At 72.3% G+C, this 20,669-nt stretch carries 17 protein-coding genes; 9 read left to right on the forward strand and 8 right to left on the reverse strand.

Annotated features, from left to right (window positions below; genetic code table 11):
* Positions 1–294 precede the first annotated feature (294 nt).
* Positions 295–1,035, reverse strand: a complete 741-nt coding sequence (locus tag WMF43_RS48870) for a type 1 glutamine amidotransferase domain-containing protein (protein WP_437675761.1) — start codon at positions 1,033–1,035, stop codon at positions 295–297.
* 360 nt (positions 1,036–1,395) lie between these two features.
* A complete protein-coding gene (locus WMF43_RS48875) occupies positions 1,396–2,388 on the reverse strand; it encodes an SDR family oxidoreductase (protein ID WP_437675762.1) in 993 nt (330 codons plus the stop codon).
* Between the two features lie 379 nt (positions 2,389–2,767).
* Here WMF43_RS48875 and WMF43_RS48880 point away from each other — a divergent pair, with 379 nt between their 5' ends.
* Positions 2,768–3,367: a hypothetical protein gene (locus WMF43_RS48880; RefSeq protein ID WP_437675763.1), complete on the forward strand. Its 600-nt coding sequence runs from the start codon at positions 2,768–2,770 to the stop codon at positions 3,365–3,367.
* A gap of 92 nt (positions 3,368–3,459) precedes the next feature.
* Positions 3,460–4,299 (forward strand): Uma2 family endonuclease, encoded by an 840-nt coding sequence (locus tag WMF43_RS48885; RefSeq protein WP_437675764.1) that lies wholly within the window; start codon positions 3,460–3,462, stop codon positions 4,297–4,299.
* Between the two features lie 169 nt (positions 4,300–4,468).
* Here the strand turns inward: WMF43_RS48885 and WMF43_RS48890 are convergent, their stop codons facing one another.
* Positions 4,469–5,752, reverse strand: a complete 1,284-nt coding sequence (locus WMF43_RS48890) for an adenylosuccinate synthase (RefSeq protein WP_437675765.1) — start codon at positions 5,750–5,752, stop codon at positions 4,469–4,471.
* A 111-nt stretch (positions 5,753–5,863) separates the two neighbouring features.
* Complete coding sequence (hisZ, locus tag WMF43_RS48895; RefSeq protein ID WP_437675766.1) at positions 5,864–7,297, reverse strand: ATP phosphoribosyltransferase regulatory subunit; 1,434 nt, start codon at positions 7,295–7,297, stop codon at positions 5,864–5,866.
* Between the two features lie 160 nt (positions 7,298–7,457).
* Here hisZ and WMF43_RS48900 point away from each other — a divergent pair, with 160 nt between their 5' ends.
* Positions 7,458–8,177: an RNA polymerase sigma factor gene (locus WMF43_RS48900; protein ID WP_437675767.1), complete on the forward strand. Its 720-nt coding sequence runs from the start codon at positions 7,458–7,460 to the stop codon at positions 8,175–8,177.
* Between the two features lie 92 nt (positions 8,178–8,269).
* On the opposite strand, the gene WMF43_RS48905 is transcribed toward WMF43_RS48900, so the two are convergent.
* Positions 8,270–8,965 carry an HAD family hydrolase gene (locus WMF43_RS48905; RefSeq protein WP_437675768.1) on the reverse strand — a complete coding sequence of 232 codons (696 nt, stop codon included), beginning with the start codon at positions 8,963–8,965 and terminating at the stop codon, positions 8,270–8,272.
* A 185-nt stretch (positions 8,966–9,150) separates the two neighbouring features.
* Here WMF43_RS48905 and WMF43_RS48910 point away from each other — a divergent pair, with 185 nt between their 5' ends.
* Together WMF43_RS48910 and WMF43_RS48915 are read left to right on the forward strand one after the other, a co-directional pair.
* Positions 9,151–10,215: a hypothetical protein gene (locus WMF43_RS48910; RefSeq protein WP_437675769.1), complete on the forward strand. Its 1,065-nt coding sequence runs from the start codon at positions 9,151–9,153 to the stop codon at positions 10,213–10,215.
* Between the two features lie 66 nt (positions 10,216–10,281).
* Complete coding sequence (locus tag WMF43_RS48915) at positions 10,282–11,544, forward strand: phosphatase domain-containing protein (RefSeq protein ID WP_437675770.1); 1,263 nt, start codon at positions 10,282–10,284, stop codon at positions 11,542–11,544.
* A 24-nt stretch (positions 11,545–11,568) separates the two neighbouring features.
* Here the strand turns inward: WMF43_RS48915 and WMF43_RS48920 are convergent, their stop codons facing one another.
* Entirely contained in the window at positions 11,569–12,768 is a 1,200-nt protein-coding gene (locus tag WMF43_RS48920; protein ID WP_437675771.1) for a cytochrome P450, read from the reverse strand.
* 24 nt (positions 12,769–12,792) lie between these two features.
* On the opposite strand from WMF43_RS48920, the gene WMF43_RS48925 reads away from it, so the two are divergent.
* From WMF43_RS48925 to WMF43_RS48935, 3 genes are all read left to right on the forward strand, one after another.
* The gene (locus WMF43_RS48925; protein WP_437675772.1) at positions 12,793–13,542 is read left to right on the forward strand and encodes a helix-turn-helix domain-containing protein; all 750 of its coding nucleotides are present in this window, start codon (positions 12,793–12,795) and stop codon (positions 13,540–13,542) included.
* A 386-nt stretch (positions 13,543–13,928) separates the two neighbouring features.
* A complete protein-coding gene (locus WMF43_RS48930; RefSeq protein ID WP_437675773.1) occupies positions 13,929–14,159 on the forward strand; it encodes a hypothetical protein in 231 nt (76 codons plus the stop codon).
* Complete coding sequence (locus WMF43_RS48935; protein WP_437675774.1) at positions 14,095–14,841, forward strand: hypothetical protein; 747 nt, start codon at positions 14,095–14,097, stop codon at positions 14,839–14,841. Before WMF43_RS48930 ends, WMF43_RS48935 begins: the two co-directional genes overlap by 65 nt.
* 59 nt (positions 14,842–14,900) lie before the next feature.
* Here WMF43_RS48935 and WMF43_RS48940 read toward each other — a convergent pair whose 3' ends face one another.
* Complete coding sequence (locus WMF43_RS48940; RefSeq protein WP_437675775.1) at positions 14,901–15,527, reverse strand: hypothetical protein; 627 nt, start codon at positions 15,525–15,527, stop codon at positions 14,901–14,903.
* A gap of 332 nt (positions 15,528–15,859) precedes the next feature.
* Positions 15,860–19,201 carry a protein kinase domain-containing protein gene (locus WMF43_RS48945; protein WP_437675776.1) on the reverse strand — a complete coding sequence of 1,114 codons (3,342 nt, stop codon included), beginning with the start codon at positions 19,199–19,201 and terminating at the stop codon, positions 15,860–15,862.
* A gap of 268 nt (positions 19,202–19,469) precedes the next feature.
* Between WMF43_RS48945 and WMF43_RS48950 the strand changes: the two genes are divergently transcribed.
* A complete protein-coding gene (locus WMF43_RS48950; protein WP_437675777.1) occupies positions 19,470–20,663 on the forward strand; it encodes a hypothetical protein in 1,194 nt (397 codons plus the stop codon).
* Positions 20,664–20,669 lie beyond the last annotated feature (6 nt).

Below are 20,669 nucleotides of genomic sequence, written 5' to 3' on the forward strand. Positions count from 1 at the left end.
CGACACGCGCTGCGAGCAGCGTAGCGGTTCTGTCAGACGGCGTCTCACAAGAAAGTGGATCAAGCCACCGAGGCCGCGCGGGCTCTCCCGCCGCGTCATCACGCGTGCCGGCTCGTCGGGAGAGGCGCGGCGCGTCGGGAGAGGCCTGTCTCCCACCGCCGCCGGGGCGCGACCCGATCGTTCCCCGGCGGGAGGCGCGCTCGTGGCGTTGCGCTGCGTGCGACAGGCGCCGTCAGGGAGACGGCGTCTCTGCTGGGGCCGTGTCTCGGGGGGCTCTCCGCGGCGCGCGCGGCCTCAGGCGGACGCCCGGCGCAGGGCGAAGAGGGCGAGTCCACCCACGGCCAACACGGTGGCCGCGCCGCTCAGGAGCCGCCGCGCCGTGGGCGGCCTCGGCATGAAGGCCGTGGCGCTGAGCGCCGCGAGCGGGGGCGACTTGCGCGGCGGGGCCGACTGGGCAGCGAGCGGCGACGCGGCGGCGTGGATCGGGGCGGCCTCGGCGAACAGCTCGAGCACCTCGCGCACGAACGCAGGCAGGTCCTGCGGCCCACGGCTCGATATCCAGTTGCCGTCGCGCACCACCTCCTCGTCGCGCCAGACGCCGCCGGCGTGCACGACGTCGTCGCGGATCCCGGGCCACGAGGCGAGCTGCCTCCCGCTCAGGAGCCCCGCCGACGCCAGCAGCCAGGGACCGTGGCAGATGGTCGCGATCGGCTTGCGCAGATCGTCGAACGCGCGCACGAGCTGGCGCGCCTCCTCGCTCTGCCGGAGGAGATCGGGGTTGATGAACCCACCCGGCAAGAGCAGGGCGTCGTATTCGGACGGATCGACCTCGGCGATCGTCCGGTCGACGCGCACCCTCGCGCCGGGCTCGTGGAGGTTCATCCCGCGGATCTTGCCGCGCCGCAGGGAGACGACGTCCACCGTCGCACCCGCGGCGCGGAGCGCCTTCATCGGCGCCGTCAGCTCGATCTGCTCGAATCCGTCCGCCACCAGCGCTGCGACGCGCTTGCCTGCAAGCTTCTTTCGTTCGCTCATTGCGACCTCAACGGTTTGTCGATTGACCTTCCTTGGACCATCACGGCGCGGCGATCCGACGCATCAGGACGGAAGGCCTCCGGGACGTCTGGCCGTCGAGAACAGCCATGCTCCGGCGATCCCGAGCTCCACCGCGGCGTCGAGGAGATAGACCTTGGAGGTGCGGGCTCTCGATGTGTACACCACGTCGACCGGACATGGCTCCTCGGGCGAACCCTAGAGCCGGTGCGGCGCTCCGCAACCGAGGCCAGCGCCGATTTCATGGAGCGCGCGCCGGTCTGCGGGCGCGCCTGGTCGAAGCGAGTGTGTCGTTTTGCGACAGCGCGATCTGGCCCCTGGCGGCGGTTGCACACGTTCGGCTCAGGCGCTGAGCCTGGGACGGAGCCACAGGAAGCCCAGCAGGGCGGGCGCGAGCGCGGCCAGACCGACGGCCGCGGCGCGCAGGAATCGCCGCTCTCTGCGCGGCTTCCATCCGCCGGTCGCGGCGGTCCCCTCGACCATGGGCGTGAACAGGTTCCCGTTCGTCGCATACGCCGTGCGGCCGTGGTGCAGGTGCAGCCTGTCCACGCTCCGCGCGAGCAGGCGCTCGGCGAGGCCGGGCGCCAGGAACGACAGCAAGGCGAGCTGCGGGGCCGAGCTCCCCACGTAGATCTCCCGCCGGGGCGTGCGTGCCAGACGAACGATGGTCCGCGCCACGCGTTCAGGGGGATACACCGGCGGCATCGCCCGGGGCGCACGTCCCGTGTAGTTGCCGGCGTGCTGGAAGAGCGGTGTGTCGATGGTCGCTGGCATGACGGTGCAGACGTGGATGTCGCGGGCGTGGAGCACCGCGAGCTCTTGACGGAGGCTCTGGGAGAAGCCGCGGATGGCATGCTTCGAGGCGACGTAGGCGCTGATGTAGGGCTCCGGGATCTTGGACACCATCGACGCGACGTTGATGAGCACGCCCGAGCCTTGTCGCCGGAACTGGGCCAGGGCGGCGCGGGCGCCGTGGATGTAGCCGAACAGGTTGGTCTCGATGACGCGCCGGTAGGGCTCGGAGGGCGTCTGCTCGAACAGGCCGAAGAGCGTGACGGCCGCGTTGTTGACCCACACGTCGAGCCGGCCGAAGGCGTCGGCGGCGCGCCGCGCGATCTCGACGACGGCGGCCTCGTTCGTGACGTCGGCGGGCACGACGAGGGCCTTGCCCCCGGCCTGCTCACACGCGGCGGCGACGTCGCGCAGCGGCTGCTCGCGCCTGGCCGACAGCACGACCGCGGCCCCGCGCTCGGCGAACGCCAGCGCCGTTGCGCGGCCGATGCCGCTCGACGCGCCCGTGATCACGACGACTGGATTCCGGTACCTCTCGCGCATGGCTCACCCCCTCTTCGACACGACCGCACGACGACCGCACGACCGCGCGGGACCGCGACCGCGCGGCGAGCGGCCGCGCTGCTGCGTGCTCCGCGCTCACAGGTCGTCCTGGCCGTATGCAAGGGGCGGGCAATGCTCGGCGCGGCGTGTCCCTTGAGCTCAGGAGGCCTGCCCGCGTCTTGACAGCGCTGCGGCGCGCGATCGGGCGTGGCCCGATGCGCCGTTGCGGCGTCGTCTCGATCCCGAGGTGCAGCCCCGGCCCCAGCATGTCGCGCGGGACGTGGCGCCGGGCCTGGGGCGGCCCTCGTGTGCACGGACGCGTCCGCATCGCCGGCGGCTCGGCACGAGCCGCGAACGCAGACGACGTGGGGGACACATCATGCGAAGCATGTTTCTGGTGGCGTTGGTCGCGATTCCGCTCGTGGCCTGCGGGGGGAGCAGGAGCGGCGAGCAGACGAGCTCGCCGGGTACCGGGCAGGCTGGCAGCGGAGAGCCGATGAACGGCAGCGGGACGCCGGGCTCGCCCGAAGGCGCGAGTCCGGGCACCGGCGCAACACCGGGCGGAGGGTCGCTCGGTGGACCTGGCGCAGGCACGCCGGGCGGCAGCCAGGAGTGGGGCTCGCCGGGCGGCGGGACCGGCACGCAGGGCGGCAGCGGCACGCAAGGCGGCAGCGGCACCCAGGGCGGCAGCGGCACCCAGGGCGGCAGCGGGACGCACGGCGGCAGCGGCATGCAGGGCGGCAGCGGCACCCAGGGCGGCAGCCACGCGACACCGCCGACCGGAGGCACGGGCACCCCGTACGGCGGTGGCAGCGGGACGCCGGGCGGCAGCGGCACCCAGGGCGGAAGCGGGACGCCGGGCGGCAGCGGAACCCGCGCGCCGGGCGGCGGAAGCGGTACGCCGGGCGGCGGAAGCGGTACGCCGGGCGGGGGCACCGGCACCCAGGGCAGCGGCTCCCGCACGCCGGGCGGCGGCTGACGCACGCCGCTTCGACACGTCCGGCGCCGTCGCCGCACAAATCAAGATGAGCGCGGGCGCGTACCCGGAACTTTCTGGGTATGAAATATCCCATGAGCGCACCGCCTCATCATCCCGTCACCGCCGACCAGATCCGCCCCGGCGACCCCTACGAACTGTCCGAGGGGCGCCCGATCGAGCTGATGCCGACGGGCCGCCGCGGCGCCCGCAGCAACCTGGTCGGCGGCGGGGTGCTGGAGACCGACCCGGCGGTCGAGGCCGCCGGCGTGGACCTCGGCGTATCGCCGCAGCCGAACATGCTGCGGGCCCCGGACATCGCGGTCGGACCCATCGCCGACGAGCCGGGCTGGGCCACCACGGCGCCGCCGCTCGCCGTGGAGTACGCGGACACGGGCCAGGACGAGGTGGAGCTGCAGCGCAAGATTGGCGAGCTGCTGGCCGCAGGGACGCGCTGGATCTGGGTCGTCCGCCTGCACGGCGCCCGGCGCGTGGAAGTCTACGAGGCCGCGCCGTCCGCGCCGTCCACGCCGGAGCGCGAGGCGCCGGCGCCCCCGGTGCCCCTCGCCCGCGGGCGCAAGCTCCAGCAGCCCACCCGCGTGGCGCTCCCCGGCGAGGCGCTGGAGGCGCCGGGCGTCCTGAAAAACCCGGTTCCCGTCGAGGCCCTCTACGACCGCGAAGCGGCGCACGAGGCGACGCTCCGCAACCTGCTGCAGCGTAAGGGGTACGCAGGCCTCGACGCCGTGCTGGAAGCCGGGCGGCTGGAAGGGCGCAACGAGGGCCGCGCCGAGGGATTGCGCGGCGGCGTGCGCGACCTCTGCGAGCTGCTCGGCATCCCCCTGTCCCCGGAGCGCAACGCCGCGCTCGACGCCATGGACGAGGCGGGCATCCTCGCCGTGCGCGATCACCTCAAGCGCGAGCGCCGCTGGCCCTGATCACCCCTCGCGCGCCCGGCGCGGCGATCGGCCCGGCCATCCGGCCGCGGCGATCGGCCCGGCCACCCGGCCGCGCCGATCGCCCGCCCCGCCGCGCCGATCGCCCGGCCGCGCCGGCGCTCCGCTGCGTCGGCGCTCGCGCGCTGCGCCCGCGCGCGCCTCGCCGCGCTCAGGCGAACGCGTTGCGCCGCACGATGGTCGCGTCGCGCTCCGCGCCGACCGAGACCACGTCCACCGGCACGCCCGTCTCCTTCTCGACGAGCTCCACGTACTGCCGCGCCGCCGCCGGCAGCTCGCTCATCGAGCGGGCGGCGTCGATCGACTCGCTCCACTCGGTCACCGGCTCGAGCACCGGCTTCGACGTCGCGAGCTCGTCGATCGGGAACTCCCGCGTCCGCCCCGACGGCGTGTCGTAGGCGACGCACACCTTGAGCTCCGGCATGCCCGTCAGCACGTCGAGCTTGGTCAGCGCGATGCCGTCGAGGCCGTTCACACGCGCCGCGTACCGCAGCGCCGGCAGATCCAGCCAGCCGGTCCGCCGCGGGCGGCCGGTCACCGAGCCGTACTCCCCGCCGACCGACCGCAGCCGCTCGCCGAGCGCGCCGCCGAGCTCCGTCGGGAACGGACCTTCACCCACGCGTGTGCAGTACGCCTTCGCCAGGCCGAGCACCCGGCGGATGCGCGTCGGGCCGACGCCGGCCCCCACACACGCGCCCCCGGCGATCGCCGACGACGACGTGACGAACGGGAACGTGCCGTGATCGATGTCGAGCAGCGTCCCCTGCGCCCCCTCCAGGAGCACCCGCTCGCCGCGGCGGAGCGCGCCGTCGATGAGCTGCGACGTGTCGGCGAGCAGCGGCGTGATGCGCTTCGCGAGCGGCGCGAGCTCCTCGAGGATCGCGTCGAGCGCGGGGGGCTCGCCGCCGAGCGCGCGCAGCGTCGGCGTCCACGCCTCGAGCGAGCGCGCGATGAGGCCCGCGAGCCGCTTCATGTCGCGCAGGTCGCCGAGCCGCGCCCCGCGCCGCGCCGCCTTGTCCTCGTAACAGGGGCCGATGCCGCGCTTCGTCGTCCCGAGCCGCTCGCCGGCCGCCGCCGCCGCCTCGCGCAGCGAGTCGACGAGCGGGTGGAACGGGAGGATCAGGTGCGCGCGATCCGAGACGAACAGCCGCCCCTCGGTCGAGCAGCCCCGCGCCTCGACCGCGTCGATCTCGGAGACGAGCACCCCCGGATCGACCACCATGCCCTGCGCCATCACGCAGCGGGCGTTCTGGCGGAGGATGCCGCTCGGGATGAGCCGCACGATGAGCTTCTCCTGGCCCACCACCAGCGTGTGACCGGCGTTCGGCCCGCCGGCGTAGCGCACCACGAGGTCGGCGCTCTCCGTGTACAGGTCGACGACCTTTCCCTTGCCCTCGTCGCCCCATTGCGCGCCGACGATCACGATCGCGGTCATTCCGAAGCTCCTCCCGGGTCCCATGGCCCGTGTTGTGCCCGCTCGTCAGCCCGAGCGGTTCCTTCCGGGTCCCGCTCGCCTTTACCCCAGGCTCGCGTGCCTAGCGAGCGTCTACTTGTCACCCGGACGACCTGCCCCCGTCTTCAGCGCGATCGCCTGGGCGGCCGCCTCGTCGTCGAGGCCCGGAAGCGCCGCGCCCGCGCCCCCGGCCCGCGCCGCGTCGCCGCCCGGCGCCGCCTCCACCACGAGCGCCCCATCCCGCTCGCGCACGAGGTGCGAGAAGCGCCAGGACGCCGCGTACCCCTCGGGATCCTGGTCCAGGGGGTGCGCCACGACCGGGACGCCGCGCCGCCGCAGGGCCGCCGCGAGCGGCTCGGCCCGCTCCGGCGCCACCGCGAGCAGCACCCGCGGCGCCGGATCGTCCGCCGCGCCTGCGGCGTCGCGCGCCCAGGCCAGCGCGTCGAGGCTCAGCGCGAAGCCGACCGCCGGGATCGGCAGGCCGAACCGGGAGAGCAGGTCGTCGTAACGCCCGCCCGCCGCGATCGGCTCCCCGGGGCCGTCGGCGAGCACATGGAAAATTGCGCCGGTATAGTATTCCAGGCCGCGCAGCTCGCCGAGGTCGACGCGGAGCGCCGGGCCGAGCTCGGGGCCCGCGCGGGCCGCGTCCCAGAGCGCGCGCAGCTCGGCGAGCGGCGCCTCGGCGGGCGTGCCCGAGAGCAGCTGCGCGGCGCGGTCGAACACGAGGGCGCCGTCCGGGTCGGCCGCGCCGCCGCCCGCGAGGTCCGGGAGCGCGGCGATGGCGGCCGCGATGCGGGGCGCGACGTCGGTGGCCCGCGGGCTCGCGAGCACGGCGGCGAGGCGCGACGTGTCCTTCTGCTCGAGCACCTCGGAGAGCTCGGGCGCGAGCCCCTTCGGGACGGCGTCGAGCAGCGCGCGCGCGATCATCGCGTGGCCGAGGTCGACCACGAACCGATCGAGGCCGGCCTCCCGCACGGAGGAGGCGGCGAGCCGGAGGATCTCGAGGTCGCCGCCGAGCGTGCCGATCCCGTACAGCTCGACGCCGGCCTGCGGGATCTGCCGGTGGCGCCGCGCCCGGCCCTGGCGCCGCCGGAGGACGGTGCCCTCGTAACAGAGGCGGATCGGCCGGGGCGCGTCGGCGAGCCGGGTCGCCACGAGCCGCGCGATCTGCGGGGTCATGTCGGGGCGGAGCGCCGCCACCTCGCCGGACTCGGGCTCGATGAAGCGCAGGACGTCCGCGGCGTCCAGGGTGCCGAGGCCGCGCTCGAGCACCTCGGCGAATTCGAACGCGGGCAGCGTGACCGGCTCGTAGCCGTAAAGGACGAAGTGGTCGAGCACGCGCTTCGCGAGCGCGCGCCGGCGCCGGGCCTCCGCCGGGAGGAGGTCGCGCATGCCGGCGGGCAGCGGGTGCGCCAGCGCGCGGGGCGGCGAGGAGGGCGAGGACGAGGAGGGCCGGGCCGCCGCCGGCGCTGGAGCGTTGCGGTCATTCCCTCGGGGGGGATCCCATCGCGGAGCGTCGCTGGACATGGTGGCCGCTTATACCGGCTGAGCACGCGGTGCGCACGCGGCGCGCACGTCCGTCGAGCTTGCCGTGGCAAGGCGTTTGCTGGTCGTCGCTGACCGAAGCGCACCAACGGGGCGCGTGCGCTGGAAGCGCACGCACCGCCCTCGACGAAGAGGATGGCCCATGGCTCTGACCGCCGTTCCGACCGATGTTCCGAGCGCCAGCACGAGGCCCGCGGCACCCGCGGCGTCACGCGGTCTCCCCCCGCCCGGCGCGGTCGGGTCGCGCCCGGCGTGCCGGACGGCGGGCGCGAGCCCGCTCGCCGAGGTGATCTGCAAGGCGAAGGAGGGCGACCGGGAGTCGCTCGACGAGCTCACGCGCGTCATCCGTCCGCACGTGGAGCGGCAGCTCGCGCGGTACCCCGTGTCCGACGAGGACCGGCTCGACCTGGTCCAGTCGACGCTGCTGCAGGTGGTCCGGACGATCCGCTCGTTCCGGGGCGACTCCAGCTTCACGACGTGGCTCTTCCGGGTGACGGCGAACGAGGCGCTGATGCTGATGCGGTCGCAGCGGCGGCAGCGGGCCCGCATCGTCGAGGGGCTCGATTTCGAGGAGCTCGGCCTCCTGCCGACGATGCGCAGCACGATCGGCGAGGACGACGCGGCGTCCGCGGCGGAGCGGGAGGCGTACGTCCGCGAGGCGCTCTGCGAGCTGCCGGACGACTACCGGGACGTGGTGCTGGCGCACTACCACGAGGATCTCGGCCTCCAGGAGATCGCGCAGAAGCTCGCCGTGAGCGAGAGCGCGGTGCGGTCGCGGCTGCACCGGGCGCGCGTGCGCCTGCGCGCGATCCTCAACGCGACCGCGTTCGGCCGCGAAATCGCCGAGGGCGTCGCGGCCTAGGGGCGCGCTGCCCGCCGCGGCCTGGGGGGCGCGCTGCCCGCCGCGGCCTGGGGGGGCGCGCTGCCCGCCGCGGCCTGTGAGGGCCACGCGACCTACCGGACGGCGGAGAGCCGGACGGTGGCGTCGCGCCAGCGGCGGAGGACGTCGCACACGTCGTGCAGGCTGCGGAGCAGCACGTCCGGCCGCGCGTCGAGCAGCACCTGCTCCGAGGCGAAGCCGCCGAGCACGCCGATCGACCTGGCGCCGGCGCGGCGGGCGCACTCGATGTCCTGGGGGCCGTCGCCGACCATCACCATCCTGCCCGGGTGGATGTCGAGGACCTGCGCGAGGTGGAGCAGCGGGTCGGGCGCCGGCTTGTTCTCGGCGGTGTCGCCGCCCGCGACGACGGCGCGGAACCGGGAGCGGACCCCGAGCGCGGCGAGCACCATGGCGGTCGTCGCGCGCGGCTTGTTGGTGCAGAGGCAGAGCGAGAGATCGGCGATGTCCGAGAGCTTCTCGAGCGTCTCCTGCGCCCCCGGCATCCAGCGGGTGAAGTCGAGCGGGTGCTCCTGGTAGTACGCGAGGAAGTGCTGGAGGAGCTCGTCGACGCCCTCCGACGACTCCGGGAGCTTGGCCGCCCGCGCGCACAGCGCCCGCGCGCCGTCGCCCACATACCGCACGATCACCGGCCCTGGCAGCGGAGCACGCCCGGTCGCCTCCAGCGCGTGGTTCACCGCCGCGACGATGTCGCCTCGGCTATCGATCAGCGTGCCATCGAGATCGAACGCGATCGCCGTGGGAGGAACCATCGTAGGAGATGGTACGCCAGCATCCTCCTCGAGGGAAGGTGCGGCGAACGCCAGGCCCGCGGATTGCAACGAACTGCAATAACGAACGTGGCGAGGGGAGGGGTCCGCGGGCGGCGCGAGGCGTCGTCGGCTTGACCTCCTGGTCGAGGCTCGGTTTCAGGCCAGCACGGTAGACTCCGGGCACCATGGATGGTGCTGGACGGGTGCTTGCGTGGTTCACGGAGGCGCTCGCGCGCCATCAGCCGGGGGACGCGCTCTCATTCACGGAGGCGCAGGCGCGGTTCATCGCGGTGCTGACGGGCCTCATCGCGGTGGAGCGCGGCGGCGGGATGCTCTTCGGGATGATCCTCTCCGGCGAGCACACCGAGGCGCTCGTGCGCGCCGCGCTCCCCGCGCTCAAGGCGTCGGTGGACGCCCATCGCGCCTCCTTCGAGCGGCGCTTCGGCGCGCGCGGGCGGAAGGAGGTCGCCCGCATCGCCGCCGAGCTCCAGTACGAGCCGCTCATCGAGCGCCGCGCGCTCCGCGCCGACCCCGCCGTCGAGGGGGCGCTCGCGCAGCTCATCGATGCCTGCCTCGACCCGGACCGCCCCGCGCCGTGGGCGGGCGCGCCGGACCCCGTGCTCGCCGACGGGCGGATCAGCCCCACGCTCCGCGGCGCGCTGGCGCGGGCGCGCGCGGCGTCCGCCGGGCAGAGGGCCGGCGCGTCCGTCGCCGTCAAGCCCATTGCCGGAGACCGCCCGCGCGAGGTGGCCGAGCTCGAGGCGAAACGCGGGCCGCTCCACCCGAAGATCGAGGCGCTTTATGCCGCCATCGACGGGCTCGCCCTCCTCGACCCAGACCCGCTGCCGTCGCGGGTCCCGTGGCCCGCGGCGTTCCCGGAGACGGGCGTCCTCCTTGTGGCGCCGCTCGCGTGGAGCAGCGTCCTCCGCAAGACGTCGCGCGGCGCGGAGGGCACGTCAGAGCTCGTGACGATCGCCCGGCTGCCGGATCACATGCTGCCGCGAGAGCGCGAGCGAGACCGCGGGCACGACGTGGAAACCACGGTGAGCTTCTTCCTCGCGTACCGGATGGGCACAGCGGAGATCTACCTGACCGACGACCGTTACGGCGTGCCACCGCGCCTGCTCGCCGACGACCTGGTGAGCTTCCTGCGCGCGCTCGGCGGCGCGGCGGCGCCCATGGAGGACATCTTCAACGAGCTCGCGCGCGAGCTCGGCGGCGGATCGCCCGGCGCCCGGGGCGCGCGCTGACGCGGGGCCCGGCGGGCGAGGCCGGCTGAAAGGGGGGCGGCAGATCCGTTATCGTGCGGAGACGCCATGGCGATCGAAACCCCCTCCGACGCGCCCGTCCCGTCGGCGCTGCCGAAGCTCGACGAGATCCGGCGCCGCATGGCCTCCCACACCGACCGGAACGACGAGCGGCGGATCCTGGAGATCCTCGCCGGGTCGACGGCCCTCGAGCTCGATCACCTGCTGCTCCAGCTCGATCTGCGCGCGTTGCTCGGCGACGTCGACGATCGCCTCTTTGGCCCCGACAACCGCGCGGCGCTGCTCGATCTGCTGACCGCGGAGCGCCTCGGCGACCTCGGGATCCCCGCGCGGGCGGCGCTCGCGGCGGCGCTGCAGCGCGGCCGCACCGGGCGCCGCGACGAGCAGGCGCTGCGCCGCATCTTCCTCGGCACGCGCGGCGAAGGGCTCACGCGGCTCAAGAACACGCTCGACCGCCGCGGCGGATACCACGACCTCCACCAGCTCTTCTATCGCGACATCGACGACGACGCCCTGCGCGAGGAGCTGCTCGAGCACATCGCCCGCGAGGCGGTCCCGACAGGCGAGATCAAGATCCTCTCCGACATCGACGACACCTTCTATGCGAACTGGAAGGACACCCGTTACCCGGCGAAGACGGTTTATCCCGGCGTCCTCCAGTTCTACGCGGAGCTCGACCGCGGCCCGGGGCCGACGCCCGGCGAGCCCGGCGACCTGATCTTCGTCACCGCGCGCCCCGGCGATCGCCTCGGCCTCGTCGAGGACGCGACGATCGCGGCCCTCGCCGCGCGCGGCCAGCCCGCCGCGACCATCCTCGCGGGCTCGTTCACGCGCCTGCTCGGCAACCGCGCCATTGCGGAGAAGAAGCTCGAGAACTTCCTCGAATACCGGCGGCTTTATCCGGAGTACCACTTCGTCTTCGTCGGCGACAGCGGTCAGGGCGACATCCATTTCGGGCAGCGCATGCTCGAGCTCGCGCCGGAGGTGGTCAAAGCGATCTTCATCCACGACGTGGTCGCGACCCCCCACGCCGCGCGGCGGGAGCTCGCGGTGGGCGGCGTGCGCCTCTTCGACACGTACGTCGGCGCGGCGAGCGACGCGCTGGAGCTCGGCCTGCTCGACCCCGAGGGCGCGGCGCGCGTGGCGGCGGCCGCGCTGACGGCGATCGACGCGCTCGTGTTCCCGTCGGACGAAGGCCGGCGGGCGCGCCGGCTCGACCTGGATCGGGACGTGGCCCGGCTGAACGCGCTGCTGCCCGCGGCCGCCGAGCCCCTCGTCCACACCGAAGCGCGGAGCTCGATAAAGACGTGACCGAAACGCGGCCGGCGGCCTGGCTCAGGCCGCCGCCGTGGCGCGCTCGCCCGGCTCGAAGCGGATCGGCAGGCGCGCCGGGCCGTGCACGTGGAGCGCCTTGCGCGGCTCCCACGGCGCGTCGGTCGCGAGCCGGAGGCCCCGCGCCCGCGAGAGCAGATCCGAGAGGGCGATCCTCGCCTCCAGGCGCGAGAGCGGCGCGCCCAGGCAGAAGTGGATGCCGTGGCCGAACGCGATGTGCGGGTTGGGATCGCGCCCGATGTCGAAGCGGCCAGGGTCGCGGAATTGCTGGGGATCTCGGTTCGCCGAGCCGATGACCGGGAGCACGAGCTTGCCGGCGGGGATCACCTGGCCGTGGAGCTGCACGCTGCGCCTCGTCGCGCGGAACATCCACTGGACCGGGGAGCGGTAACGCAGGACCTCCTCGATCGCCGCGGGCAGGAGCTCCGGCGCCGCGAGCACCCGGGCGAGCTGCGCCGGGTCCTCGAGCAAGCTCAGGATCGCGTTGTTGATCAGGTTCGTCGTCGTCTCGCTGCCGGCCACGAGGAGGAGCTGGAGGAAGCCGAGGATCTCCGCCTCGGTCAGCCGCTCGCCGTCCACCTCGGCCTCGACGAGCCTGGTCAGGAGGTCGTCCTTCGGGGCCGCGCGCCGCGCTGCGCTCAGGCCCGCGACGTACTCCCTCATCTCGGCGGTCACCGCCATGAACTCCTGCGACGCCCGCTCCGCCGCCTCGCCGCCCGAGAGCGTGTAGCTGAGCTTCAGGATCACGTCGCTCCAGCGCAAGAACCGCGGGCGGTCCTCGACGGGGACGCCGATCATCTCGGCGATCACCATCATCGGCAGCGGGGCCGAGAAGTCGGCGCAGAGGTCCATCTCGCCGCGCGGGGCGGCCTGGTCCAGGAGCTCGCGCGAGAGCTGGCGGACCCGCGGCTCGAGGCCCGCGACCACCCCCGGGGTGAACGCCCGCAGGATGAGCGCGCGCAGGCGCGTGTGGCGCGGCGGGTCGAAGAAGATGAACCACTCGGGGGCCGGGCGGCCGGCGGGCGCCATGCTGGAGCTGAAGGCGTCGTGATCGTGGAGCGACCGCTTCACGCCCTCGTAGTCGAAGATCATCCAGAGATCGGCCCGCGGGTCGTGGAGCACAGGAGTGCTCCGCCGGAGCCGGTCGTACACCGGGTAGGGATCGCGGCGCGCGTCGTCGGAGAGAAGGTCCGTCAGGCTCATGGGGATACGGTAGAGTTCCGCTGGATGGAGCGCTTGAACGAATCCCGGATCGGCGCGGTGGTGACGGAGGAGTTCGCGGTGCGCGCCTCGACGTCGACGACGTCCACCCTTCACGCGCAGCACGGGGTGGGGATCCTGGTCGGGCTGGACGCCGACGTGGTCGTGACCGAGCCCGGCGGCGGCTGCGTGCGCGGGCGTGTGGTCGTGGTGCCGCCGCACCTGCCGCACGAGGTCGCGTCTCCCGGGCCCACGGTGGGGCTGCTCTACGATCCGGAGATGGCGCCCGACGTGGCGGCCTACTCGCGTCGGCACGGCGGGGCGTTCCCGCTCGAGGGCGGCCTGCGGGCGCGCCTCGGGGAGGCGGCGGCGGCGCACCGGGCGTCGCTGGCCCACCCCGAGGTGCTGGCCGGGCTCGCGCGCGAGGCGGCGGCGTGGCTCGGGCGCGAGGCGCCGCGCCGCGGCCTCGACGGACGCGTCGCCCGCGTGCTCGAGGCGCTGCGCCATCCGGCCGCCGACCGGCGCCTCGCCCTCTCCCGCGTCAGGATCTCCGAGGCGCACCTCCAGACGCTGTTCGTGCGCGACGTGGGGCTGCCAATCCGCACCTACCAGCTCTGGCGCCGGCTCCTCGTGGCCGTGGCGGCGTCCGCGCGCCTCGACGCGACGGGAGCCGCCCACGCCGCCGGGTTCGCCGACCTGGCGCACTTCTCGCGGACCTGCCGCCGCATGCTCGGCTACTCCCCGACCACGCTGCGCAGCGGGCTGCTCGGAGAGTAGCGGGGCCGCGTGCGTCGCGCGGGCCAGGGCGGCCGGCCCAGGCTCGTTCCTGGTGACGCCCATGGGCTGTCCACGGAGGGACGTCGGCATTCCCTGTCGCCGGAGAGCGACAGGTGGAACCGTCCGGTGACAACGAACCTCCTCGACCGGTGACAACGAGAGGATCCTCGACGTCGTCTGGCGCCCTGAAGAGGCTCCATTCGAGGTCGGGTGCACCGAGCCTGGCGCGGCTCCCGGGCGGCGGCATTCCCCGTGCAACACCCGTGAAGCAGCGGAGCATCGCGATGAGACCGCGGGCTCTTCGCTTGGGAAATCCCTGGTAGCGCCCAGGCACCCATCCCGGATCCAGCGCGCAGCTCGCCACCTTGCACCTCAGGAGAGCGATCATGTCCAAGCCCAACCTCAGCATCGCAGTGGAGCCTTTCGAAGCAGGTAAAGTGACCTACCTGCCGATGACCGCGTCCAGCGCCGCGCTCAAGGCGCGAGGCCGCGTCATGCTCAGGGTCGACATCCGCAGCCACGAATCCATGGCCATCCACGTCAAGGCCGTGGATGTTTCACTACCAGGCGCTGCTCGAGAAGATGCACGCCAGCGGTTTCCGTCCGACGTGGATTGATGGCGATGAGCTCACACCCGCGCCCGGCGTCACCATGAGCTTCTTCAACGTCATCTTCAGGCCTTCCACCGGGGTGGACTACGTGACCCGGCATGGCATGAACCGCAACGAGTACCAGGCCGAGTTTGATCTCAGGGTGAAGCAGGGCTACCGGCTCTCGCACATCGAGAGCTATTACAGCGCGTCTCGCGGCTGCGTCTGCTATGCGGCGATCTTTCTGAGGTCACCGGGCCCGGGCGCGGTGGCTTACCACGACAGAAGCCAGCAGGATCACCAGGCCATGCACGACGATTTCAGGAAGAAGGGCTTCGTACCGGTGAACGTCAGCGTCGTGGTGGTGGGCGGCCAGCGCCGGTACACCGCGCCGTACGAAGCCCGCGACGCTGGCGGTTGCGAGCTAGACTCCCGCTTGTCGGTGGCCGAGTACCAGCAGAAGTTCACCGGCAACCTCAAGAAGGGCATGCACCTCGGCTACCTCAACTCCTACCTGATCGATCGTCAGATCAACATCGTGGCGATCTGGTACAGCAAGCTCCCTTCGCCGTTCGCCCAGCACCATCTCGACAGCAACGAGTTCAATGCGGTACTGAAGCAACAGAGGCAGGCGAACCTCGCGCTGCGCGCCGTCACCGGATACCAGCGCGGGGCAGCGCCGAACTTCGCTGCCCTCTGGAACCGCTGAGCCGCCTCGGATTGGCAGGACCCGGCGCGGCACGCGCGCCGGGCCCAGCAGCGCGGCGCTCAGGCCGGGACGCAGCGGCTCTGCAGGCTGAGGTAGCGCGCCCGCTGCTCGCATGAAGAGACCGAGTTCCACCGCTGGAACGGGGCGAACTCGAGGCAGGTGCCCTGGCTCGATCCGCAGGTGTAGCCGGCGCTGAAGCTGAACAGGCCCGAGTCCACGCCTGCCCAGTAGCTGCGCACGTTCTGGCCCCACCGGTCGCTGCAGGCGCTGTTCAGGCAGTGGGCCTCGAGGTCCACCGTGCCCCCGCCGACGAAGCAGATCTCGTTGCCCGTCAGGTTCGCCCGGTCGAAGATCCAGATCGCCGCGCTGGCGCATCCGGAGTCTCGCGAGATGGCGGCCGCGGCCGTGCCGAGGCCCTCGTGCTCGCCGGCGAGGCGGAGCGCGCGCAGATGCTGGTCCCCGAGCTGAGCGCCGAGGGTGACCTCGCGCAGCTCGACCGTCTCGGTCCCGTCGTCGTGCAGCGTGACGATCGTGCGGGTGAAGACCTCGGCCTCGTCGGCGGCGACGTCCAGGCCGCCGGGCTCCTCCCCGTCCACCACGCAGGCTGTGGCCGGCACGGTCATCGCGGTGATGCTGAGGAGCTTGATGAAACTGCGAGCGACGTGGGAGAGCGAGGAAGCGTTCATGGTGATCTCCGTGAGATGAAGGTCTTGTCTTCTCTCGTCCTCGCTGGCGCCATTTTGCGCTGCGCGGGACGACCTCCCTCATTGCACCCGGAGTGCCAGCAGAGGTCCGCGCGGTTCGCCCTGGTCTCTGCGGGTCAGGGCCGCGCGCCCACGGGAACGATCACGAAGGAGAGCGGAGAGCTGACGAAGCCCCGCTGCATGCCGAGCCAGGAGCCCCCGGAGACATCCCTCCGCGCATTGCCCGCGCCCTCCCGGCCCCCGCCAAAGGGCGGTACTCTGGACGGGTGGGCGTCCCGGAGCCGAAGCCGGGTGTCGTCGCTGGACAGTCCGGATCAACCCCCCTGCTCGCCGAGCAACCTCCTCGCCTGCCGGAGCGCAGGCTCGACGTCCCGCTCGAGCAGCGGATTTTCGCGCAAGGCTGCAGTGAACGCCCCTTCGGCGCTGCGAGCCGCAGCGAACCGGGCCGCGCGCTCCCGCGCCGCGCGTGCGCGCGCGAGGAGCAGGCTCCCCCTGGTGAAGAGCGCCCTCGCCAGCCGGGGGTTCAGGGCGAGCGCCTTCTCGGCCATCGCGAGCCCGTGCTCGATGGCCTTCTCCGCGCCCGTCTTCTCTCCCTCCAGGCGCCACGCGGCCTCGAGCGCGTCGATCTGGGCCAGCGCATCGTAGAGGCGCGGGTCGACGCGCTCCCTGTCGAGCAGCGGGAGGAGCGGCGCCCGGGCGGCCTCGAAGTCCCCCGCCTCCAGCCGCCGCTCCTTCGATGTCCAGCCAAGGTGGAGGATCTCGACGCGAGCACACCAAACGCGGTAACCGAGATCCCAGGGCGTCGCCTTCATGGCCTGTCGAAAGGATTCCCGGGCAACGCGGAGCGCGGGCGCCGGATCCTCCCCTCGCCGCAGCAGGTAGAGCGCCCGCGTCATTTCGAGCCTTCCGGACGCCTCGTACGCGCTCACCGACGCGGGCGCGAGCCTCGCAAGCTCGTTCGCGCACCGCATCCCCTCATCGAGCGAGGCGCTCGGATCCAGTCCTCTGTCCAGGTCGTGACTGGCCTTGAGCCAGTGAGCGTAGGATAGTATGTAATCCGCTGCCTGCCAGTCGCGGCTCAGCTTTCTCATGTCCTCGACCGACCGCCGGACGAGGTCCAGGTCGCGCTCCGGGTCTCCGCCTGTGTCGACGAGATAATCCGCCATCCACAGGTGCGCGCGGATCTTCCCGTGGCGCGGGCCCATGAAGCTGGGATCGAGCTTCATCGCACGGTCGAGGATCTCCAGCGACCTCTCCAGGGAGGCCGTGGGGTCGAGCCCGTGAAATCTCTCGTTTTGAACCTTCATCAAGTACATGACACCGAGATCGTTCATGGCCCAGAGGAACACCGGATCCAGGCGGATGGCCTGCTCGTAAGCCACGATGCCGCGGTCGACCGAGGAGAGACTGTCGAGGCCGCGGTTGTTCAGGTAGCTGGCTTCGGCGAGCAGCCCATACCCCATGACGTAGGGCGCCATGGGCTCCCGGGGGCTCCGCAGCATGACCTCCCGCGCCTGCGTGAGCGTCGCTTCGATCACCTCCCCGGGATCATCCGTGATGACCCCGGTGGCGCTCAACCACCCGAAGCTGGCCTGAACGAACGCGAGCTTGAGGTGGCCGACGTCGCGCCTCGAGCTCGCCGCGATCGCCCGACCGCAGGCGGCCTTGGCCTTGTCGAAGCTCGACCTCAGGGTCTCTCTCCGAGCGGTCGCGGCGTTCATGACCTGGGCCCAGAGCTCGCACTCTCCTTCGTGGACCCGCGGATCGCTCCTCGCGACCTCCGACGCGACGCCATAGGCCTCCGCCGCGAGCTGGAAGTGCTCCATCATCCTGTCGATATCGAACGCCGCGTCGTGGCGGAACCGGCTCCCCAGGGCGAAGCGGGCGTCGCCCTCGAGCTTCTTTGCCTCGTAGAGCCAGGGCGCCTTCCGGGAGGCCTCTCTCGCCTTCGCGACCGCCTCCTCGTACTTGCCTTCGTGGAGCGCGATGACCCCCTCCACGTACGCGGCGGACTCGACCTCTGCGCCGCGCGACCCCCGCAAGTGCTGGAGCGCAGGCTCCCTGTACTCCGCCTCGATCGCGGCGACGCGCGCCTTCTTCTTCTCTGGATCCTCGATCCGCTTCGCCTCCTCGAGCGCCCTGGTACAGAGCTCCCCGAGCGCCAGGCCCATCGCGTAGTCGAGCTCTGGCGAGGCGTACCCCGCCGCGCTCGCCAGCCGGAAATGCGAGAGCGCCTGATCCGGCTCTTGCAAGGCCAGGTACCCGCGCCCGAGCGCGTAGTGCCCGGGGCCCTCCCCCATGCTCCCCGCCGCGGCCAGTCGCCCATCGATGTCCTGGAGCCTGGTCCTCACGACGTCCTTCTCGTGCTCGATGTCGTGGAGCGGCAGCCCGTAGGCGATCCGCAGGAAGACCTCCATCGCCTTCGCGGCCTCGCCGAGCTCCCGCGAGAGGTCGGCCTGCTCCGCCGCGAGCCGCTTCCCGCGGATCCACACCGCAGCGAGGACTACCACCGCGACGAGCGCCGCACCCGCGAGCGCGACGAGCGCCTTGTGCTTCCTTGCCTTCCGGAGCAGGACGTAGCCCGTCGACAGCCGGCGCGCCCCGACCGGATCGCCGTCGAGGAACCGCTGCAGGTCCTCACCCAGGGCCTTCGCCGAGTCGTACCTCCGGTTCGGCTCTTTCTCGAGGCACTTGACCAGGATCGCCTCGACGTCCTCGGGCACCTCCGGGCTCACCCTGCGGATCGGCGGCGCCTCACGGCTCATGATCTCATCGAAGAGCTGCCAGGTGTTCGGCGGGTTGAACGGCGGGCGCCCGGCGAGGACGTCAAAGAGCGTCGCTCCCAGGCTGTAGACATCCGTGCGCCGGTCCAGCGCCCGGATCTCTCCACGGACCTGCTCCGGCGCCATGAACGCGGGCGTCCCCGTGATGACGCCGGTCGCGGTGCGCCCTTGCTCGCCGATGTCGCGGGCGATGCCAAAGTCCATGAGGAACGGCCTCCAGGAGCCGTCCTCCGCCCGCTCCACCATGATGTTGCTCGGCTTGACGTCCCGGTGCACGAGCCCGAGCCGGTGCGCCTCGTGCAGCGCCAGCGCCACCTGCCGGACGATCCGCAGCTTCTCTTCGAGCGTCGTTTGCCCCCGGATCGCGTCGAACGAGGCGCCGACGACGAGCTGCATCGCGATGTAGCGCTTGCCGTCGGCGACGCCGACCTCGTAGACCTTGCAGGCGTTCGGGTGGTCGAGGCGCGCTTGTGACCGCGCCTCCCGGAGGAGGCGCTCGCCGGGCTCGGAGTCGTCGCCGAAGACGAACTTGAGCGCGACGTCGCGCTGGAGCCGCCTGTCTCTGGCACGGTAGACCGCGCCCATGCCGCCCCGGCCGAGGATCCCTGCGCACTCGTAGCGGTCGAGGATCGAGGGCGGCAGCGCCGGGAGCTCCACGGGAGCGGGGAGCACGTCGACCAGCGCGAGCTCCAGCTTGGAGCCGCCCGCGACGGGCGCGGTGGCCGTCACGGTGAACCGATCGGCCCCTTCCGGCGCAGGGCCCGCGGGGACCGTATCGGCGTGTCCGAGGAGCGTATCGGGGGACGCTTTTTCCGAGCGATCTCCGCCGCTTTGCGAGCGCGTCGGCTTCTCCGCAGGCTGCTCCCTGGCCATGCCGCGGAGGATACCGTCATCCTGACCCGGAAGGTACGTGAGATACGTGCGCGGCGAAGGGCTCCCGCGCGGTTGTCACCCGAGGAAGACGACGGGTGGAATGGCCCTGCGACAGGTGTCGCTGGCAGAGGACACGAGGGGCGCCGGAAGGGCAAGGAGCACAGCTGGCACGAGCGTTGCGAAGTCATGCCGCACGGCCGGCTCGACTCGAGCTCTCGGTCGCTTTTTCCACCATGCGAGGGTGATTATGAGCTCAGTTTTTCTCCGGATGACGACGATCGCAGGCGTGGGTCTCCTTTCGACGACGGGGTGCAGCCTCGCGCTGGACCCCCCGAGCGGGGAGGCGGAGCGGGATCCAGCCCTGGGGACCGGTCTCGGCGCGCTCAAGCAGGACGGTACCACCACGGGGGGCGGCCCCCCGCTGGACCCCCCGATCGGGGAGGCGGAGCAAGATCCAGCCATCGGGATCGGTCTCGGCGGGCTCAAGCAGGACGGTATCAATACCGGAGGCGGTACCACCAACGGCCTCAAGCCGGAGACGTACTACCCCAACGTGGACCACATCAACGGCCTGATGCGCGAGCCGCTCAACAATCCTTGGGGTCTGGCGGGCGCTGGGAACACGCACCACCTGGGGCGGCAAAGCTGGCTCGGTACCTTCCCGCTCCCCCAGCCCCTCTCGGGCGGCTATCAGCCACAAGAATCGGAAGTCCAGAACCGCCTGCTGCTCGCGGACATGATCGGTTGCGCCTTCGCCACGGGCGAAACGTGGGACATGACCGCTGCGATCGGGGAACCCGATCCGAGCTTCCAGGGTTTCATCGGCGAGGGTCTCCTGCAGGGCCCTGGCCAGAGCTGGTTGACGTCCCCGCTCAGCGACCAACCGCTGCAGCGAGCGGTGGATGTCCACACCTGCCTCATCGCGCGCCTGAACGCGTTCGGGAGGCCCGTGCCGATCTGGCTCAAGGGGATCGGCGTGACCTCCAATCCGGCGGTCTCCCCTCCGAACCATTACTTCCGGGAGGCCGTGTGGCTCGCCGTGCCGGATCTGACCGTGGGAGCGTTGACCAAGATCGCGCTCTACGCTTTACCCCTCGACGGCCTCACGAGTCGCTGCAGTACCCCCGACGAGGCCATCCAGTGGCGGATCTGCGGCAGGCTTTCACCTGATGGCACCAGCTGGACGAAGGTCAGCGCGCCGGGCAGCACGCCGAATCAGTGCCACGTCAACGTGCTCCGGACGCCATCGGACCCGTCGGCATACCCCCGCTGCACGGAGGCGACTCCTGGGCAAGGTGACTGGACCTGCACCCTCGGCGAAGGCGGTCCAACGTACAACGCGATCGAGACGAGGCTCGCCGCGCGCGACTGGCATCTCCTTTATGACTGCGGTTCTCAATGCGCAGGACGGGCATCCGACGTCTCGCGGGGCGTCGTTCCCGCCAGCGACCACGGCCCTTGACACCCC

This window comes from Sorangium sp. So ce131, assembly GCF_051519095.1.
Taxonomy (GTDB): Bacteria; Myxococcota_A; Polyangia; order Polyangiales; family Polyangiaceae; genus Sorangium.